This is a genomic window from Rosenbergiella nectarea (genome assembly GCF_900111105.1).
In the GTDB taxonomy this organism is placed as follows: Bacteria; Pseudomonadota; Gammaproteobacteria; order Enterobacterales; family Enterobacteriaceae; genus Rosenbergiella; species Rosenbergiella nectarea.
The window spans coordinates 15442-32271 of sequence record NZ_FOGC01000010.1 but is presented as its reverse complement, the minus strand read 5'-3'; the positions used below and the strand labels follow the sequence as shown (position 1 = coordinate 32271).

Below are 16830 nucleotides of genomic sequence, written 5' to 3'. Positions count from 1 at the left end.
ATGTTTAGCCAAGGATGGCAAATAGGGCTTCATATTAATACGGCTCAAGTCACTGTAGTCGCCATAAAAGGGAATCGATATAAATGGTGTTTACAGGGCTGGTGGGTGTTCCCGTTGGACGAGCCGGTCTTCACCTCAACCGGGTTATTAGCCATTACTCAAGAGTTTCGTTCAATTCTAATAAAGCTTCGTACGCATTTACCTTACCGTTATTCATTACGAGTGAGCTACCCTGTGCAATGCGTTTTATTGCGGACCCTTTCGTTACCTAGCACAACTTTACAAGGCTTACCGTTAGAGCGTTTTGTCCAGCTTTCCGTGGAGCGGCTGTTCTCCCATCTCCATGAGTTAACGTGGGATTACTGTTTAGGCCCGGATACATCAACGGAAATCAGTGTCACGGTAACAAGGAATAAAGTGTTAAAGGATTATTACGCTTTGTTCAAAAACGCTGGCTTAACCGTAGACGTTGTAGAGTTAGCCTCAACAGCTCTGTATCCATTACTCGATCCCCGTGGCAGCAGTACGCTGATCGTTGAAGATCGTGAAATTTGGTTATGGGCGACTTGTCATCAGCAACAATATCACCACGGACAGTGCTTAAAAGTAGATTTTCCTACTACTGAAACGGTGATCCACTCAATAGCGATCAATAGTGAATCCTATTTCTTTGCGGGTGACCAGAATGATGCTGACCAGATAAATATCGACTCCTACAGTTTACTCAAGGCCATCGAACAATCTCCGCCAGTGATAGCCTCACGACCTGATTTAGTGGTGGCCTTGGGACTCGCTTTGCGTAAGGCCGACCAATTATGAGTCGTGTTAACTTACTCGAATGGCGGCGAAAAAAACTGTCTCAGCGTAGTATTTATATTATGAGTAACGGAGTTTTGCTCCTGATTCTGTTAATCGTAGGAACCTGTATCATCATTGATGGTCTCCAGAAAAATATCCGCGAACTCAATGCGTTACAGGAGCTTTATCAACCGCTGATCAGTCAGTTATCCGAACGGATCGCGCAACAGCAGCAGGGATTACAACGACTTGAGCAAGCCGATCGTCAACGGCTGCAGAGTGAACGCGTACGCGATGAAATGGATATCTACCGTTTATTTTTCCAGTGGCTAACTGACCGGTTACCCGAATATTCGTGGCTGACCGCTCTGACCGTAGGACGAACAGGATGGACAATTACCGGGAAAAGTTTGAGTTTGGAAGAAATTGAACAGTTTATCCACCAATTACTTAGCGTCGAGCAGGTTACGGCATTAAGCCTCAACGACCTTAAAAAAGAAGCACGGCATTACGAATTTAGAGTGAGCTTTTCAATGTCAGCAGAGGTGAGAGATAACACAGCGAATGGAAAATAAATTCTGGCGAAAAATCATTTATTTACCGACTTTCATACAATGGGCTCTTACCCTTGGTACGGTTATATTGTCTGGTATTTTTCTACTATTCTATTTTTTGTTACCCCCCTATAACCATCAAAACGAACAGTTAGTTTTCCTACAAACCTCACGTAACGATGCGAGCCAACGACTCAACGTATATCGTCAGGCAAAACCTTATTACATGATATCGAAGCAACTGGCTCGTTTAGAAAGTGGGCAGGTTGAAGCATTTCCAATATTCATTTTGTCCTATGGGACCGCTGTCGCGAATTGGCAGGAAAGTGGTACCCAGCAAAAGGCTACGCTGGTTCTTGGTTGGCAAGACTTTTTACAGTTTTGGCAACACTTAACTCAGTTAAACCGAAAGATGAAGCCTGACCAACTGCAACTCTCGGCGCACGATGGCCCTATTTTGGTAAAGCTAACGTATGACAAAAACTAAAATGACGCTTTACTGCTTAAGCCTTTTGTTACTAATAATGAAGAACCAAGCTTTAGCAAAAGATCCTTTCCAACCCTTCGATTCATCGCAATGTACTGCACTGGCTACGCAACTCGATGGCTGGGAATTAAATGCAGTTCTCATCAGCCCCTCTCAATGTCAGGCATTGATGTCACATCGCGTATTGGGGATAAGAAAGGTGGAATTAGCATCACAGCCGTCTTTTATTCATGGTCGGGTCACTCGAATCGAATTGACGCATATTGAAATCAGCGCCTTACCGCCTTGTCCAGCGAATCGGATCACCCTATCTTTCAAAGGAGTTTCATAATGCGTTCAGCGAGATTCTTCTTATTTATGTTAACGATTTTTTTAACCGGCAGTGCTCTCGCGAGCAGCAAAATATCGATTAATACTGAGAATACGCCAGTTGCGCAAATATTCTCCTTACTAGCCTCAGCAAAAGACCTCAACATCGTAGTGGATCCTAGCATTGAGCAATCTTTAACTTTGCATCTTATCGATGTCGAATGGCAGGATGCATTAGATATTATTAAGGATCTAACAAAAGTAGAGATCATTCAACACGCCAATATTTTAGTGGTCCGTGAGAGTGCGTCTCAAGGCTCCGACAATGATCGAGGAGGATCTGCTTTCTCTCCACCGCAAGCGGAATTGGAGCAAAAAGTTTTTTCTTTAAAGTTTATAGGGGCTGCCGAGCTTGAAAAACAGCTAACAGCGCGACCTTTTAGTCGAGCAGGGGGGAAGGGAAAACGCTTTATAGACCATGACCGACAACAACTTACTGTTTGGGACGATGCAGAGTCTATACAGGAAATAGAGCAGTGGATTGCCTTGCATGACCATCCTCAGCCACAAATCGAAATTACTGCCCAGATGATTTCAATTAGCCAAGATAATTTACGCGAACTCGGCGTGTCATGGTTCAGCGATACGTCGAGTCCGGGGCCGGAACGGGCAGGTAAGCACGAGTTCACGACATCCTTAGGCGTTGCTGTACCGACGCTTCAAGTCAAGACGGCCATTACGCGTATCGATAGCCGACTATTATTTCTCGAACTCTCCGCGTTGGAACAAGAAAATCAGCTAGAAATTATTGCCAGTCCCCATTTAGTCACCTCCCAGGGCCGGACCGCATCTATTAAACAGGGAACAGAAATTCCTTATCAAACGGTGAGCGGTAAAAATGAAAACCCAGTCATTCATTTTAAAGAGGCTATGCTCGGGATGGAGGTAACGCCTGAAAGGGTTGGACAGGAGTATATTCGTTTACGGCTAAGGCTTAACCAAGACGTCCCTGGGAAAGTATTGCAAGGTGATGGTAAGGGCCCCCCATCTATCGAAAAACAGGAGATTACGACGGAAGTATTAGTCGCGAATGGGACAACTATTGCGTTAGGTGGAGTTTTTCAACAACAGCATCAACAAGGGATGGCGGCTGTACCCTGGTTAGGAAAGATACCGCTATTAGGAGTATTATTTCAAAAGCAGACGCAGCAACGCCAAAAAAGAGAGCTGGTGATTTTCATCACACCACGTCTGTTACCTATAGTTAATATCCCGTAAATTCAGGATAGATTGAGGTTCACCGTTGACGTAAAGCGCTAATTAGCATAAAAGGTTATCAATTTTTAAGAACCTTAAGCACTGAGTTTAATAAATCATCACTCAATGAGTCTGGATATAGTACTATAAGAGCGACTGACAGGAACGCTTCACGGTCTATGCGGGTGAAGAGTTGCTGATAAATCATTTAATTGGTTGCCAAATGGTCTTGAGTGTTGAGATAATTTTTCACCTGACTCTTGTTACATGCTTATGAGGTCTCAGTTTCTGTCCCGTTGTCTATAGTGACTATGGGGTATCATCAACGAATTCTTAGTAGTACCGATAAAAATGGCAGAGAAACGTAATATCTTTCTGGTTGGGCCTATGGGTGCCGGCAAAAGCACTATTGGTCGTCAGTTAGCTCAACAACTTAATATGGAATTTTATGATTCCGATCAAGAGATTGAGCGCCGTACCGGGGCTGATGTGGGTTGGGTCTTCGATGTTGAAGGCGAAGAGGGCTTCCGGGATCGTGAGGAAAAAATCATTAATGAGTTGACTGAGAAGCAAGGCATTGTCTTAGCGACAGGCGGCGGTTCAGTTAAATCTCGTGAGACACGTAACCGTTTATCGGCTCGTGGTGTCGTTGTGTATCTTGAAACGACTATCGAGAAGCAACTTGCTCGGACGCAACGTGATAAGCGCCGCCCTCTCCTACAAGTTGATTCTCCTCCTCGCGACGTTTTAGAAGATCTCGCGGGTGAGCGTAATCCTTTGTATGAAGAGATTGCTGATGTCACCATCCGCACTGATGAGCAGAGCGCAAAAGTCGTCGCCAACCAGATTATCCATATGTTGGAAAACAATTAAGTTGATAGAACGCAGTTTAATCAGTTGAGGGCCAGTAACATGATGCAGAAGATGATGGTTTCACTTGGCGAACGCAGCTATCCCATAACGATTGCTGCAGGCTTATTCAGTGAATCTGCATCTTACTGGCCACTAACTGCCCATCAATCGGTCATGGTTGTGACAAATGAAACGATTGCACCGCTCTATCTACAGCCCGTTTTAGCACAACTCTCTGCGTTAGGTATCAACGCTGACTCCGTCGTATTACCCGATGGTGAGCAATACAAGTCGTTATCAGTACTCGATACAGTATTTACTGCGTTATTAGAAAAGCCACACGGTCGCGACACGACACTCATTGCGTTAGGGGGTGGAGTGATTGGTGATATGACAGGCTTTGCTGCAGCTAGCTACCAGCGTGGTGTGCGTTTTATTCAAATGCCTACCACGCTGTTATCTCAAGTTGATTCATCGGTAGGTGGCAAGACGGCTGTCAATCATCCCTTAGGGAAAAATATGATTGGCGCATTCTACCAACCTACCTCGGTTGTCATTGATCTTGATTGCTTAGCAACGCTACCACCACGAGAGTTATCGTCTGGGTTAGCTGAAGTCATCAAGTATGGTGTTATCCTCGACTATGCCTTTTTTGAATGGCTCGAAGAGAACATCGATGCGCTACGACGCTTAGATCAAAAAGCACTGGCTTATTGTATTAGACGTTGTTGTGAACTTAAGGCTGAGATTGTCGCAGCAGATGAACGGGAACAGGGTAATCGCGCGCTGTTAAACCTCGGACATACTTTTGGTCATGCCATTGAAGCGCATATGGGATATGGCAATTGGTTACACGGTGAAGCGGTCGCGGCAGGCATGGTAATGGCTGCGCGGACTGCGGAACAACTTGGGACATTCAGTGCCTCATTAACAGAACGGCTCATCACGCTATTGTTGCGTGCCGGACTGCCGGTTAACGGTCCACAGCAGATGTCGGCCGAAGACTACTTACCGCATATGATGCGGGATAAGAAAGTGTTATCAGGAGAGCTACGCTTAGTCTTACCGACCGATTTAGGTAAGGCCGAGGTGCGTTCTGGAGTGGGACATGATACTGTTTTAGCTGCCATAACTAAGTGTTAGCTAAGGTAAGACAATAACTAATAATGTCAGCGGGGCCACGCTAGTGGTACTTAGCCGAATACGTATGAGGTGGATCAATGGATGACTTTCAACCCGAAGATGAATTAAAACCTGACACGAGTGACCGTCCTGCTCCTCGTGGAAAAAAACCTGCACCGTCCTCGAAGCTACCCATCTCCAAGCAGCATCTGATGATTGCTGTGGGAATACTGGTACTCTTGCTACTCGTTTTAGGCATTGGCTCAGCAATGAATAGCTCGTCTAAACCTAATGAAGAAGCTGCTGGTCAAGGTAACGAAAGAAACATCGACCTGTCTGGTAATTCACCAGCAGATAACTCCACTGCTCCAGCAAACGATCAGCCACAACAACAGGCTGATGCCGCGCAAACGCCAGCAGCACCGAATGATACCACCTCGAACGGATCGATGGAGCCAACGAACGGCGGCACCCAAGCTACCCAACCGTCAGCGGAGCAAGCGTCAGCGGCTTCTTTACCGACAGCTGCAGCAACACTTGATCGTAATGCGAAACTGAGCAATACAACGCAGACAGCTCAGCAACCAACGTCTCCTGACATGGCACCTACTCCACCGGTTCGTCATTCAGCTCCGAGCGAACAACAAGCACGTGCTAAGGCTCCAGTAACCCATACAGAGCTTCGCCAACCAAGTCACCGTTCTGAAGTGCGCCATGTTGTGCCTGAACATCGTGAAACTGTTAGCCGCCGTCAGCCTGAGCACAATGAAGCTAAAAAAGCTGAGGCCCCTAAAGCCCCAGTCAAAACAGCGGAAAAGCAGGCTCCAGTGACTACGACTACCGTGTCTCAGCCAGCGAAATCGATATCAGCGCCTGCGGCACCTTCTCGTGAAGCGGTATCAGGCAAGGGATACACGCTCCAGCTTAGTGGCGCAAGTCGTGAAGATACGTTGAACGCTTGGGCAAAACAGCAAAATCTCTCTAGCTACCAAGTGTATAAAACGTCTCGTAATGGACAAGCTTGGTATGTCTTGACTACAGGGAATTACAAAACACCCGCTGAAGCAAAAAGTGCTATCTCTTCTCTACCAGAAGCTGTAAAAGCTAAGAGTCCATGGGTTAAGCCAATGAGCCAAGTTCATAAAGAATCAGCTCAGTAATCTCAATAGGGCTGCTCATCGCAGCCCTCGATTTAAGCGCCAATCTGTTGTCCGGATAACCGCAACATCTCATAATGAATCTTTGATACGACAACATGAAGAAAAAACGCGCTTTTTTAAAGTGGGCGGGAGGCAAGTATCTCCTTTTAGACGACATCCAACGCCATTTACCCGAAGGTGACTGCTTAGTAGAACCTTTTGTGGGAGCTGGATCAGTCTTCCTCAATACCGATTTCAAAAAGTACTACCTTGCTGATATCAACAGTGACTTGATTAATCTCTACAACATTATCAAGCACAGCAGTAGTCAATTCATCGCTGACGCTCGCGGCTTTTTCACGCCTGAAACAAACAATGCTGAGACCTATTATGCGCATCGCAGTTTGTTTAATCAGAGCAACGATCCTTACTATCGAGCGCTACTTTTTCTCTACTTGAATCGACACGGTTATAACGGACTATGCCGCTATAACTTACGTGGGCAATTTAATGTGCCTTTTGGTCGATACGTCAGGCCTTATTTTCCGCAAGCGGAACTTGAATGGTTCGCGATACGCGCTCAACAAGCGACATTTGTTTGCGAATCATACGCACAAACACTCTCTCAAGTTAAACGTGGCTCGGTCGTTTATTGCGATCCACCTTATGCGCCACTCTCATCGACGGCAAACTTCATGGCTTATCATACCAATAGCTTTTCTGCTAAGGAGCAAGCGCTGTTAGCGGAACTCGCTCAGAAGTTGGCACAAAAGAAATCGGTGCCTGTGTTAATCTCGAACCATGACACGGAAATGACTCGAAAATGGTATGAAGAGGCTACACTTCATATTGTTACCGCAAGGCGTTCCATTAGCCGCAGTGCTAAGGGCAGAACTAAGATTGATGAATTGCTAGCTCTCTATACATAATGTCGTAGCGGTTCCTCAGCAATGCTGAAATTGGAAATCATACTCTCGGAGAATTGCATGAAAAATTATTTAATTGCGCCATCCATATTATCCGCCGACTTTGCTCGATTAGGGGAAGATACGGCCAAGGCTATTGCAGCCGGGGGTGATGTTGTCCACTTTGATGTCATGGATAATCACTATGTGCCCAATCTCACGATGGGGCCAATGGTGTTAAAAGCGCTCCGCGATTACGGTATTACTGCGCCAATCGACGTACATTTAATGGTTAAGCCTGTCGATGCGTTGATCCCTGAGTTCGCTAAGGCGGGTGCAAGCTTTATTACTTTCCATCCTGAAGCCAGCGAACATGTTGATCGCACAGTACAATTGATTAAAGAGCACGGCTGTAAAGCTGGCCTAGTTTTCAATCCAGCCACGCCGCTGACCTACCTTGATTACATGTTGGATAAGGTTGATATTGTTTTATTAATGTCGGTTAACCCAGGCTTTGGGGGACAAAGCTTCATCCCTTCTACGCTAAACAAACTTCGCGAAGTACGTAAGCGTATTGATCAAAGCGGCTACGATGTTCGGTTAGAGGTCGATGGTGGCGTGAAAGTCGATAATATCGCCGAAATCGCTGCGGCCGGCGCGGATATGTTTGTGGCGGGTTCCGCTATTTTTAATCAACCAGACTACAGAACGGTAATAGCCGAAATGCGTCGTGAAGTGGAGAAAGCACATGGCTCATTTCACTGATATTCGCGGCATTGCCTTCGATTTAGATGGCACACTCATCGATAGCGCTCCGGGCTTGGCGAGTGCAATTGACTTAATGCTTGCTGATCTCCAACTTCCTGCTGCAGGGGTTGATAATGTCATCCGTTGGATCGGTAATGGTGCCGACATTATGGTTACTCGGGCGCTAACTTGGGCGCTTGGTGAAGCCCCTGATGAAACTCAGCTTGCCCAAGCACGTAGCTGCTTCGACCACCATTATCTTCAGACAGCAGAGACAGGAAGTCAGTTATTTGACCACGTGAAAGACGTCTTAGCTACCTTACAGGCAGAAGATATCCCTCTGGCGATTGTCACTAATAAGCCTACTCCTTTTGTCCGTCCTTTATTGGAAAGCTTAGGGATTGACCACTATTTCAGTTTAATTATTGGTGGGGATGACGTTCCCGTTAAAAAACCCCATCCCGCCGCACTCTTTATGGTACTGGGTCAATTTGGGTTACTCACTGAACAACTGCTGTTTGTCGGCGATTCACGTAACGATATACAGGCAGCGAAATCGGCGGGTGTCCATTCGGTCGGGTTATCTTATGGCTATAACTATGGCGAACCAATCGAAGAGAGTCACCCAGACCACGTTATTCATCAATTTGATCACCTTATCTCCCTTATTGAGAAGTAATCTCCAGGACAAGAAATAATGACCAGACCAATCGTCTTTAGTGGGGCACAACCCTCCGGCGAACTTTCTATCGGTAACTACATGGGCGCACTGCGTCAATGGGTGCAGATGCAGGATGACTACCATTGTATCTACTGCATTGTTGACCAACACGCGATCACAGTCCGTCAAGATGCGGTAGCGTTACGTAAGGCTACCCTTGATACCTTAGCGCTGTATCTTGCCTGTGGTATCGACCCTGAAAAATCTACCATCTTTGTCCAATCCCATGTGCCAGAGCATGCGCAACTCTCATGGGTGCTGAATTGTTATACCTATTTCGGTGAGTTAAGCCGAATGACTCAGTTCAAAGATAAGTCATCTCGCTACGCAGAAAATATCAATGCTGGGCTATTCGATTACCCAGTTTTAATGGCTGCCGATATTCTTCTCTATCAAACGCAGCAGGTTCCGGTCGGCGAAGATCAGAAGCAGCACCTTGAGCTGAGTCGTGACATTGCTCAACGCTTTAATGCAATTTACGGCGATATCTTTAAAGTACCAGAGCCGTTCATCCCGAAATCGGGCGCTCGAGTGATGTCATTACTTGAACCTACCAAGAAGATGTCTAAGTCTGACGACAACCGTAACAATGTTATTGGGTTGCTCGAAGAACCGAAAGCTGTCGTCAAGAAGATCAAACGCGCAGTCACCGACTCTGATGAGCCACCTGTCGTGCGTTACGACGTAAAAAATAAGCCAGGCGTGTCCAACCTGTTGGATATTCTGTCAGGGGTCACTGGTCAATCGATCGCTGAACTTGAGAGCGCATTCGAAGGCCAGATGTATGGGCATTTGAAAGGCGCGGTAGCGGAAGCCGTCTCGGGCATGCTCACTGATTTACAAGCACGCTATCATCATTTCCGTAATGACGAAGCTCTGCTTAATAAAATCATGAAAGAAGGTGCGGAAAAGGCCAGTGCTCAGGCTAAACAAACGCTTGATAAAGTGTATGAGGCGATTGGATTTGTAGCACGTCCGTAATACTGACACTTATCAAACATAAAAAAGGCGGTAGATTCTCTCTACCGCCTTTTTTTGTATTAATGATTAGTGCGATGTTTAGTGACAAATCCAAGCAATAAGCAACAGACAAATACCGTGAGGTAGAGGCCATTAGAAGTCATCAACGCAGCATGCGGTCCATCGTGACTCACGATAGGGGCCGTGACAACAAACGTTAACATGGTGCCAACCGTCCCGCAGGTCAGGATGAAGTTAACTAATTTAGGCGAGGCAATCTTGGTTTGCTGGGAGCCGAGCGTGATGATTGTGGTATAGATCGCGCTAGAGAAGAAGCCTAGAGCAGCGATGATGATATGCAGCATATTAGGGTCCTGTGCATGGTTAAACCAGTACATCAATAAGGACGCTAAAGCCGTGAGTATTACCAGTAATTTCTGTGAATCGATAAAACGTAATACAACGCTGAATACCCACATACCGACCATATAAGCCGTCCAGAAATTACCGACCAGCTGACCTGCACGCCCTAATTCAAAGCCTAACGATTTCGTAGCATAATCAGGCACCCAAGCGATAAACCCTAACTGGCCAAGAATGTAACATAAGGCTGCCAGCGCAAGCAGGAAGACTCCTACGCCCCACTTTTCTTTCGGTTCACTCTTTTGTTGTGCACTCTTGGAGAGAATTGGGAATTCGGTAGAGAGAGTAATGATAAAAATAGCGACGTAAATTAACCCGATTGCACAGTAGACTAAATACCAAGGTAACTGACGCGATAAGACCGCCGCGGCAATAATGGGGAAGATTGTCCCAGCCATACTGAAAAAAGAGTCAGTGAACAGTAATCTCGCGCCTCGCTGGCGACCTTCGTAAAGGTGGGTAATCAAAAAAGTCCCTATCGACATGGTGATCCCGCTGACGACACCAAGGATAAACATGCAAGCTGAAAATACAGCGAGTGAGTGGGCGGTTACCAGTCCGGCAATCGCAACCAGCATTAAAACAAAGCCAAATATCAGCTGTCTTTTTAGCGGGACTAATTCCATCAGCCAAGCATTAAGAAAGATTGCGATCAAAATCCCTGCATTTAAAAAAGTGAAGGTATTACTCATACTCGTCACGGGAACGTTAAAATAGTGGGCGATATTATCCATCACCATTCCGGTTACAATCACCAGCGCCCCTGTCAGTGCGTAGGAAAGAAAGCTTATCCAGGTGAGCCCGGTTCTTTTTATTTGCATCATCATTAATACCTGTTAAAGGAATAGTCCGAAGGGTGAAGTGCACGATTGTAATGCCATCGCTCTGGTTTATAAATAATGATGCTCACATTGACGAGAATATTTAATTAATTACAGTCGTCATTAAAGAAAAAACACTCCTAGCCATATTTTATGCTGTGGTTAGCGAGATATAAGTCAGGAAATCGCTAGCGGTAGGGCGCTGATACTCCTTACAATCATCCACAGTATTTATTCCATCCAAGATAAGGACGCGCAACTATGTTAAAAAAAACACTGGCTACAGCACTAACTCTGCTTTCATTAGCCGCCACGGCTCAACATGCGATGGCTGACACGCATGTGTTAATGACGACCTCCGAAGGGAATATTGAATTAACCTTGAACGATGAAAAGGCGCCAGTCACCGTGAAAAACTTTCTTCAATACGTGAATAGCGGTTTCTATAACAACACGATTTTCCACCGTGTGATCCCAAGCTTCATGATCCAAGGCGGCGGTTTTACGGCAGATATGCAGCAGAAATCGACTCAAGCGCCAATCAAGAACGAAGCGGATAATGGCTTACGTAATACCCGTGGCACCATTTCTATGGCGAGAACGGCTGATAAGGATAGTGCGACCAGCCAATTCTTTATCAACGTCGCTGACAATGCTTTCCTCGATCATGGTCAACGTGATTTCGGCTATGCCGTCTTTGGTAAAGTGACTAAAGGGCTTGATGTGGCGGAGAAAATCTCCCATGTCGAAACGACTAATAATGGGCCTTATCAAAATGTGCCTGCAAAGCCTGTCACAATCCTCTCCGTAAAAGTTTTACCTTAATGGATTATCCAAGCACTGCTTATAGCGTGCTTGGAACCTTTCTCATCGGGTAATACGATTACCTTCTCAAACGGAGAAATCATATGCTGTTAATCATAGATAACTATGACTCTTTTACTTGGAATCTTTATCAATACTTTTGCCAATGCGGCGCAGAAGTGAAGGTTATCCGTAACGATGCAATTACACTCCAAGAGATGGAAGAGTTGGGAATGAGTCACCTTGTGATCTCACCCGGGCCTTGTACGCCTAATGAAGCGGGAATTTCGTTGGCGGCTATTCAACATTTTGCCGGTAAGCTCCCCATATTAGGGGTTTGTCTAGGTCACCAAGCTATCGCTCAAGGTTTTGGTGGTAAAGTGATCCGTGCACATCAAGTCATGCACGGTAAAACCTCAGTCATCCGTCACGATGGGAAAGGGTTATTTTCACATCTGCCAGATCCTCTTACCGTCACTCGCTATCACTCTTTGGTGGTTGAAGCCGCCTCACTACCTGATGAGCTTGAAATTACGGCTTGGGTTGAAGAAGAGGGAAAAACGACAATCATGGGGCTGCGTCATCGCTATCTTGATATAGAAAGTGTGCAATTCCATCCAGAGAGTATTTTGAGTGAACAAGGCCTATCGTTACTGAATAACTTTATTACTCGATGATTGATTTAATATGCAATATAAATGTATATTTATTCTATCTCACGCTAGCCTATTAAGGACCTCAGATGTCGGTAACACAGCCCCCTATTACTCGTGAACTGTTTAACGATGTGATCTTACCTATTTATGCGCCTGCACAATTTGTCCCAGTAAAAGGACAGGGGAGCCGCGTCTGGGACCAACAAGGTAATGAGTATATCGACTTTGCCGGTGGGATTGCGGTCATGGCATTAGGCCATTGTCACCCAGTCCTAGTCGAGGCCTTACAAAAACAGAGCGAGCAGTTATGGCATCTGAGTAATATTTATACCAATGAGCCTGCTTTACGTTTAGCACAGAAATTGACGGCCGCTACGTTTGCTGACCGTGTCTTTTTTGCTAATTCCGGCGCTGAAGCCAATGAAGCCGCCTTTAAGTTGGCTCGCTATTACGCTACCAATAAAATCAGTCCCTATAAAACGAAAATCATCGCCTTTCATCATGCTTTCCACGGGCGTACATTCTTCACGGTTACGGTCGGTGGACAACCTAAATATTCTGATGGATTTGGCCCTAAGCCTGCCGATATTGTACATGTCCCTTTCAACGATCTTGATGCAGTGAAAGCCGTTATCGATGATCATACCTGTGCGATTGTCGTAGAACCGATTCAAGGTGAAGGGGGGGTTACTCCCGCAACGCCAGAGTTCTTGGCAGGTTTGCGCCAGCTTTGTGACCAATACCAAGCGTTATTGGTGTTCGATGAAGTCCAGACGGGGATGGGACGTACAGGTAAACTGTTTGCTTATGAGCACTCAGGAGTGGTTCCCGATATTCTCACTACAGCCAAAGCATTGGGCGGAGGCTTTCCTGTTAGTGCGATGTTGACGCGAGAAGATATTGCACAGGTCATGACTGCGGGCACCCATGGTACCACTTTTGGGGGAAATCCATTAGCTTGTGCCGTGGCGGAGGCCTCTCTGGATATTATTAATGACAGTCAGTTGCTTGACGGTGTGGAACAGCGTCATCATTGGTTCATTAAAGCATTGGAAGAGATCAATCAACGTTATCACCTCTTTGCGGCAATTCGCGGTCAAGGACTGTTAATTGGCGCACAATTAACACCGGAATATGCAGGACGTTTACGCGAAATTATTCAGGCGGCCGCAGAACAGGGGTTACTCGTGTTATCAGCGGGCAGTGATGTGGTGCGCTTTACTCCTTCCCTTATTATCTCCGAACAGGATGTGCAGCAAGGAATGGCTAAATTACACCAAGCCATCGCCCAGGTTATGGGTTAACGTGCTTGCCCTGAGTTGTTTACTGCTCAGGGCTCTTGTTGGCACGGGAAAACCACGCGCCGTGTTTCGGGCGCTGAGTCCAGATAATCGCTGAAATTGTCCGCATGGATTTCACATGCACAAGAATTCGTTCAATATGCCGCTCGACGATGGTACTGGGTCCTTTGTCGAAATTAGCCGCTTCATCCATCACATGTGTTGAGTGATAGTTCTCTTGATCGTTAGCATACAATAAACGCTGTTGGCATTGCTGTAGCGCTATCTCGCAAGCTTGTAAATAGCGTTCGGCTAAAGTCGGGGTAAGCATGGTATGTTCACGGGCTAACGCAGTAAGCTCATTAATATGCTCGACAATATATTGGCTGTGGCTAACCCATAAATGCATCTCTTCGAGATACTCATCATCGAAACCAGGCTCCTGCATGGCTTGATTAAGGGCGTTGAACAGCGCGTTATGTTTTTGGTTTGCTTCCACTCGCGCAGCTTCGAAGACTTCATCTTTTTGTTCTGGACCTAATAAGACTTTGAGAGCTTGTTGATAAGCATTGAGCACATCCAGCGTATTATCGCGTAACAGTGCGCTCTGCCATTGTGGCCATAACCAAAGCGTTCCCCCGAAGGCGATCAAGCAGCCGAGTAGCGTATCTAATAAGCGAGGGACAAGGAATTGGTGTCCGTTTAGGGAAAGAAGTTGCAGTGAATAGACGGCTGTGACCGTAAATCCAATCGTTGCCCAGCCATAATATTGGCGATTGAACAGGTTACTGAAGAAGGTAATCAGTAACATGATGATTAAGATCCATGATTCAGGGACATGCAGATTCAGTGTGACTGCCGCAATAATTAATCCCGCAAAAGTTCCCAATGCTCGGTGCTGTATACGTACCCGCGTTGCGCTGTAGTTATTTTGACTCACGAAAACGATGGTCATCAAAATCCAGTAGGGCTTAGGCATATTCAGCGCCATGCCGACGCCGCCGCCACACATCAACATAATTGAAAAACGTGCCGCAGAACGCAAAGCGGTCGATTTTAACGATAGATAGCTTTTTAAGGCAGGTAATAAGGGTAAACGACGCTGTCTATCACGCATGAGATCACGCTGATAGAGGGGTTTCTCATTCTGTAGGACCCGAGCAATCCGCGTGAAATGATAAAAGCAAAATTGTGGTACCGGATTGTGAGGGAAGTGTTGAGCCAGCTTTTGCAATGCTGAAATTTGTTTACTCATTGAAAAAGGCTTTACGAACTGGTGATATAAAATATCGTCAGCCAAGCGGTGGAGCTGTGAGGCTACCGTGTTGGCATTCCAATTCAGAATTTCTCTGCCAAAACTATCGTGACACAGTTTTTTGATTTCATCGGGTTGATTCAAGCTTATCGTAATATGTTCCTGAATATCTTGCGCCATCAAGAAATAACGAATCAAGAACCGGTCATTCCGATTCCTTGCCGCCGGTAACATATGCAACTGTTGGTAGCATTGAGTAATCAGATCAATCACTTTCTGCTGACGCTTGAGGAGATCCTGCAAACTTTCTGGAGAGTCATCCGCGCTAAAAATACGGTGGTATTTATGCTCGCAGTAATTCCCTAGCTCGCGGTAGAGCAAGCTAAGCGTTTCACGAAGCTGCTGCGCCTGCGAAAACTTAAACCACGCCCAATTAAACACCCCGTACCAAACCGTCCCTCCTAAATAGAGTAGAGGGGGGCCCCATATCGGCATACGGCCAGCCAAGCTAATAGAAAGTACTGCGGCGACAAGTGAAGCGGGCAATAGTCGACCGTGTAACGGGCTTATCTCGCCCGTGACACCGACAATTAGCGGCAAAGCGAACAGAAAGAGCGGTAATGGATAGTGCTGCTGTAAACACCAAAGGAGTAAAAAGCTGCTGCAGGCGAAAAGTAAACCGCCTACGACGAGTCGTTTAAAAAAACGTTTATGCGGAGTATCTAAACCAGCGAGATTACAGCAGGAAGGGACTAAAGAAAAAAGTAAGCCTGAGCGGAGATCACCCATCAGCCAGCCCAGTGCAATAGGCAAACAGAGCACCAGAGTTTGGCGGAAAGCATAATTTACTTCAGGATGATAAATAAGTCGACGTAGCATTAACCGCTGCAGTTTGTTGTATGAATGATCGCGACCGGAGCAAGGCAAGGGGTTCCCTTGCCTTCTACGCCGATTAGCGTGTGCCGTATACTACGATAGTTTTACCATGTGCGGAAATTAAGTTTTGGTCTTCTAACATTTTGAGAATACGCCCAACCGTTTCACGTGAACATCCGACGATCTGTCCAATTTCCTGACGGGTAATTTTGATTTGCATCCCGTCGGGGTGGGTCATAGCATCCGGTTGGTGAGCAAGGTGCAGCAGAGTTTGAGCGATACGTCCTGTCACGTCCAGAAAGGCTAGGTTGCCGACCTTCTCTGACGTTACCTGTAGGCGTCGAGCCATTTGTGCGGAAAGACGGATAAGAATTTCCGGATTAACCTGGATCAATTGGCGGAATTTTTTGTACGAAATTTCAGCGACTTCACAGGCTGACTTAGCTCTGACCCAAGCACTACGCTCTTGTCCTTCTTCAAATAAGCCAAGCTCACCAATAAAATCGCCCTGATTAAGGTAAGAGAGGATCATCTCTTTGCCTTCTTCATCTTTAATCAGTACCGCGACAGAACCTTTAACAATGTAATAAAGCGTTTCTGCTTTCTCACCCTGATGGATCAAGGTGCTTTTTGACGGATACTTATGAATATGGCAATGGGAGAGGAACCATTCTAATGTAGGGTCTGTTTGTGGTTTACCAAGAACCATTCGCTTCTATCCTCTATTGTAATCGAACCTGGATAAAACCAGGGTGAGCCGCCTTTGCGACTCTATGAAAGCATCAAGTGCCATTTCTTTTTTTATTGGTCGATAAAATTACCTTAGCGTGTTCCGAGGTATTTTATCTGGGGATTAACGAAATA

General features: G+C 46.0%; 18 protein-coding genes. 15 read left to right on the top strand and 3 right to left on the bottom strand.

The genetic code is table 11. The features are described from left to right. The 12 genes from BMX14_RS12180 (at position 1) to trpS (ending at position 9872) form a co-directional block, all read left to right on the top strand. Complete coding sequence (locus BMX14_RS12180) at positions 1-819, top strand: type IV pilus biogenesis protein PilM (protein ID WP_092677175.1); 819 nt, start codon at positions 1-3, stop codon at positions 817-819. Continuing rightward, on the top strand, positions 816-1373 hold the full coding sequence (locus BMX14_RS12175; RefSeq protein WP_092677173.1) for a PilN domain-containing protein: 558 nt from the start codon (positions 816-818) through the stop codon (positions 1371-1373). The genes BMX14_RS12180 and BMX14_RS12175 overlap by 4 nt, the downstream gene beginning before the upstream one ends. A gap of 67 nt (positions 1374-1440) precedes the next feature. Then, entirely contained in the window at positions 1441-1839 is a 399-nt protein-coding gene (locus BMX14_RS12170; RefSeq protein ID WP_143056418.1) for a HofO family protein, read from the top strand. After that, positions 1826-2170: a hypothetical protein gene (locus BMX14_RS12165; RefSeq protein WP_092677169.1), complete on the top strand. Its 345-nt coding sequence runs from the start codon at positions 1826-1828 to the stop codon at positions 2168-2170. The genes BMX14_RS12170 and BMX14_RS12165 overlap by 14 nt, the downstream gene beginning before the upstream one ends. Further along, positions 2170-3426 (top strand): type IV pilus secretin PilQ, encoded by a 1257-nt coding sequence (gene pilQ / locus BMX14_RS12160; protein WP_092677167.1) that lies wholly within the window; start codon positions 2170-2172, stop codon positions 3424-3426. Before BMX14_RS12165 ends, pilQ begins: the two co-directional genes overlap by 1 nt. A gap of 330 nt (positions 3427-3756) precedes the next feature. Further along, complete coding sequence (aroK, locus tag BMX14_RS12155; RefSeq protein WP_048912898.1) at positions 3757-4278, top strand: shikimate kinase AroK; 522 nt, start codon at positions 3757-3759, stop codon at positions 4276-4278. Positions 4279-4320: 42 nt separating this feature from the next. Next, a complete protein-coding gene (gene aroB, locus BMX14_RS12150) occupies positions 4321-5400 on the top strand; it encodes a 3-dehydroquinate synthase (protein WP_092677404.1) in 1080 nt (359 codons plus the stop codon). Positions 5401-5477: 77 nt separating this feature from the next. Further along, the gene (locus BMX14_RS12145) at positions 5478-6539 is read left to right on the top strand and encodes an SPOR domain-containing protein (RefSeq protein ID WP_092677165.1); all 1062 of its coding nucleotides are present in this window, start codon (positions 5478-5480) and stop codon (positions 6537-6539) included. 95 nt (positions 6540-6634) lie between these two features. Further along, complete coding sequence (gene dam, locus BMX14_RS12140; protein ID WP_092677163.1) at positions 6635-7447, top strand: adenine-specific DNA-methyltransferase; 813 nt, start codon at positions 6635-6637, stop codon at positions 7445-7447. A 57-nt stretch (positions 7448-7504) separates the two neighbouring features. Further along, positions 7505-8188 (top strand): ribulose-phosphate 3-epimerase, encoded by a 684-nt coding sequence (rpe, locus tag BMX14_RS12135; protein ID WP_092677161.1) that lies wholly within the window; start codon positions 7505-7507, stop codon positions 8186-8188. Next, positions 8172-8849 carry a phosphoglycolate phosphatase gene (locus BMX14_RS12130; protein WP_092677159.1) on the top strand — a complete coding sequence of 226 codons (678 nt, stop codon included), beginning with the start codon at positions 8172-8174 and terminating at the stop codon, positions 8847-8849. Before rpe ends, BMX14_RS12130 begins: the two co-directional genes overlap by 17 nt. Positions 8850-8867: 18 nt before the next feature. Beyond that, complete coding sequence (gene trpS, locus BMX14_RS12125; protein ID WP_092677157.1) at positions 8868-9872, top strand: tryptophan--tRNA ligase; 1005 nt, start codon at positions 8868-8870, stop codon at positions 9870-9872. Positions 9873-9931: 59 nt separating this feature from the next. Here trpS and tsgA read toward each other — a convergent pair whose 3' ends face one another. Continuing rightward, on the bottom strand, positions 9932-11098 hold the full coding sequence (gene tsgA / locus BMX14_RS12120; protein ID WP_092677155.1) for an MFS transporter TsgA: 1167 nt from the start codon (positions 11096-11098) through the stop codon (positions 9932-9934). Positions 11099-11356: 258 nt separating this feature from the next. On the opposite strand from tsgA, the gene ppiA reads away from it, so the two are divergent. From ppiA to BMX14_RS12105, 3 genes are all read left to right on the top strand, one after another. Beyond that, positions 11357-11920, top strand: a complete 564-nt coding sequence (ppiA, locus tag BMX14_RS12115) for a peptidylprolyl isomerase A (RefSeq protein ID WP_092677153.1) — start codon at positions 11357-11359, stop codon at positions 11918-11920. Positions 11921-12003: 83 nt separating this feature from the next. Then, positions 12004-12576, top strand: a complete 573-nt coding sequence (locus BMX14_RS12110) for an anthranilate synthase component II (protein WP_092677151.1) — start codon at positions 12004-12006, stop codon at positions 12574-12576. 65 nt (positions 12577-12641) lie between these two features. Beyond that, complete coding sequence (locus tag BMX14_RS12105; RefSeq protein WP_092677150.1) at positions 12642-13859, top strand: aspartate aminotransferase family protein; 1218 nt, start codon at positions 12642-12644, stop codon at positions 13857-13859. A 19-nt stretch (positions 13860-13878) separates the two neighbouring features. Here the strand turns inward: BMX14_RS12105 and BMX14_RS12100 are convergent, their stop codons facing one another. Together BMX14_RS12100 and crp are read right to left on the bottom strand one after the other, a co-directional pair. Then, positions 13879-15969: a YccS/YhfK family putative transporter gene (locus BMX14_RS12100; protein ID WP_092677149.1), complete on the bottom strand. Its 2091-nt coding sequence runs from the start codon at positions 15967-15969 to the stop codon at positions 13879-13881. A gap of 73 nt (positions 15970-16042) precedes the next feature. Beyond that, positions 16043-16675 carry a cAMP-activated global transcriptional regulator CRP gene (gene crp, locus BMX14_RS12095; protein WP_048912889.1) on the bottom strand — a complete coding sequence of 211 codons (633 nt, stop codon included), beginning with the start codon at positions 16673-16675 and terminating at the stop codon, positions 16043-16045. Between the last annotated feature and the right edge of the window lie 155 nt (positions 16676-16830).

Excerpts from the sequence above, each read along its gene's own strand:
- BMX14_RS12130 (WP_092677159.1), top strand. The coding sequence starts at position 8,172 with ATGGCTCATTTCACTGATATTCGCGGCATTGCCTTCGATTTAGATGGC.
- aroK (WP_048912898.1), top strand. The coding sequence starts at position 3,757 with ATGGCAGAGAAACGTAATATCTTTCTGGTTGGGCCTATGGGTGCCGGC.
- crp (WP_048912889.1), bottom strand. The coding sequence starts at position 16,675 with ATGGTTCTTGGTAAACCACAAACAGACCCTACATTAGAATGGTTCCTC.
- BMX14_RS12180 (WP_092677175.1), top strand. The coding sequence starts at position 1 with ATGTTTAGCCAAGGATGGCAAATAGGGCTTCATATTAATACGGCTCAA.
- BMX14_RS12175 (WP_092677173.1), top strand. The coding sequence starts at position 816 with ATGAGTCGTGTTAACTTACTCGAATGGCGGCGAAAAAAACTGTCTCAG.
- rpe (WP_092677161.1), top strand. The coding sequence starts at position 7,505 with ATGAAAAATTATTTAATTGCGCCATCCATATTATCCGCCGACTTTGCT.
- tsgA (WP_092677155.1), bottom strand. The coding sequence starts at position 11,098 with ATGATGCAAATAAAAAGAACCGGGCTCACCTGGATAAGCTTTCTTTCC.
- BMX14_RS12105 (WP_092677150.1), top strand. The coding sequence starts at position 12,642 with ATGTCGGTAACACAGCCCCCTATTACTCGTGAACTGTTTAACGATGTG.
- BMX14_RS12165 (WP_092677169.1), top strand. The coding sequence starts at position 1,826 with ATGACAAAAACTAAAATGACGCTTTACTGCTTAAGCCTTTTGTTACTA.
- BMX14_RS12110 (WP_092677151.1), top strand. The coding sequence starts at position 12,004 with ATGCTGTTAATCATAGATAACTATGACTCTTTTACTTGGAATCTTTAT.
- ppiA (WP_092677153.1), top strand. The coding sequence starts at position 11,357 with ATGTTAAAAAAAACACTGGCTACAGCACTAACTCTGCTTTCATTAGCC.
- BMX14_RS12100 (WP_092677149.1), bottom strand. The coding sequence starts at position 15,969 with ATGCTACGTCGACTTATTTATCATCCTGAAGTAAATTATGCTTTCCGC.
- aroB (WP_092677404.1), top strand. The coding sequence starts at position 4,321 with ATGCAGAAGATGATGGTTTCACTTGGCGAACGCAGCTATCCCATAACG.
- BMX14_RS12145 (WP_092677165.1), top strand. The coding sequence starts at position 5,478 with ATGGATGACTTTCAACCCGAAGATGAATTAAAACCTGACACGAGTGAC.
- pilQ (WP_092677167.1), top strand. The coding sequence starts at position 2,170 with ATGCGTTCAGCGAGATTCTTCTTATTTATGTTAACGATTTTTTTAACC.
- trpS (WP_092677157.1), top strand. The coding sequence starts at position 8,868 with ATGACCAGACCAATCGTCTTTAGTGGGGCACAACCCTCCGGCGAACTT.
- dam (WP_092677163.1), top strand. The coding sequence starts at position 6,635 with ATGAAGAAAAAACGCGCTTTTTTAAAGTGGGCGGGAGGCAAGTATCTC.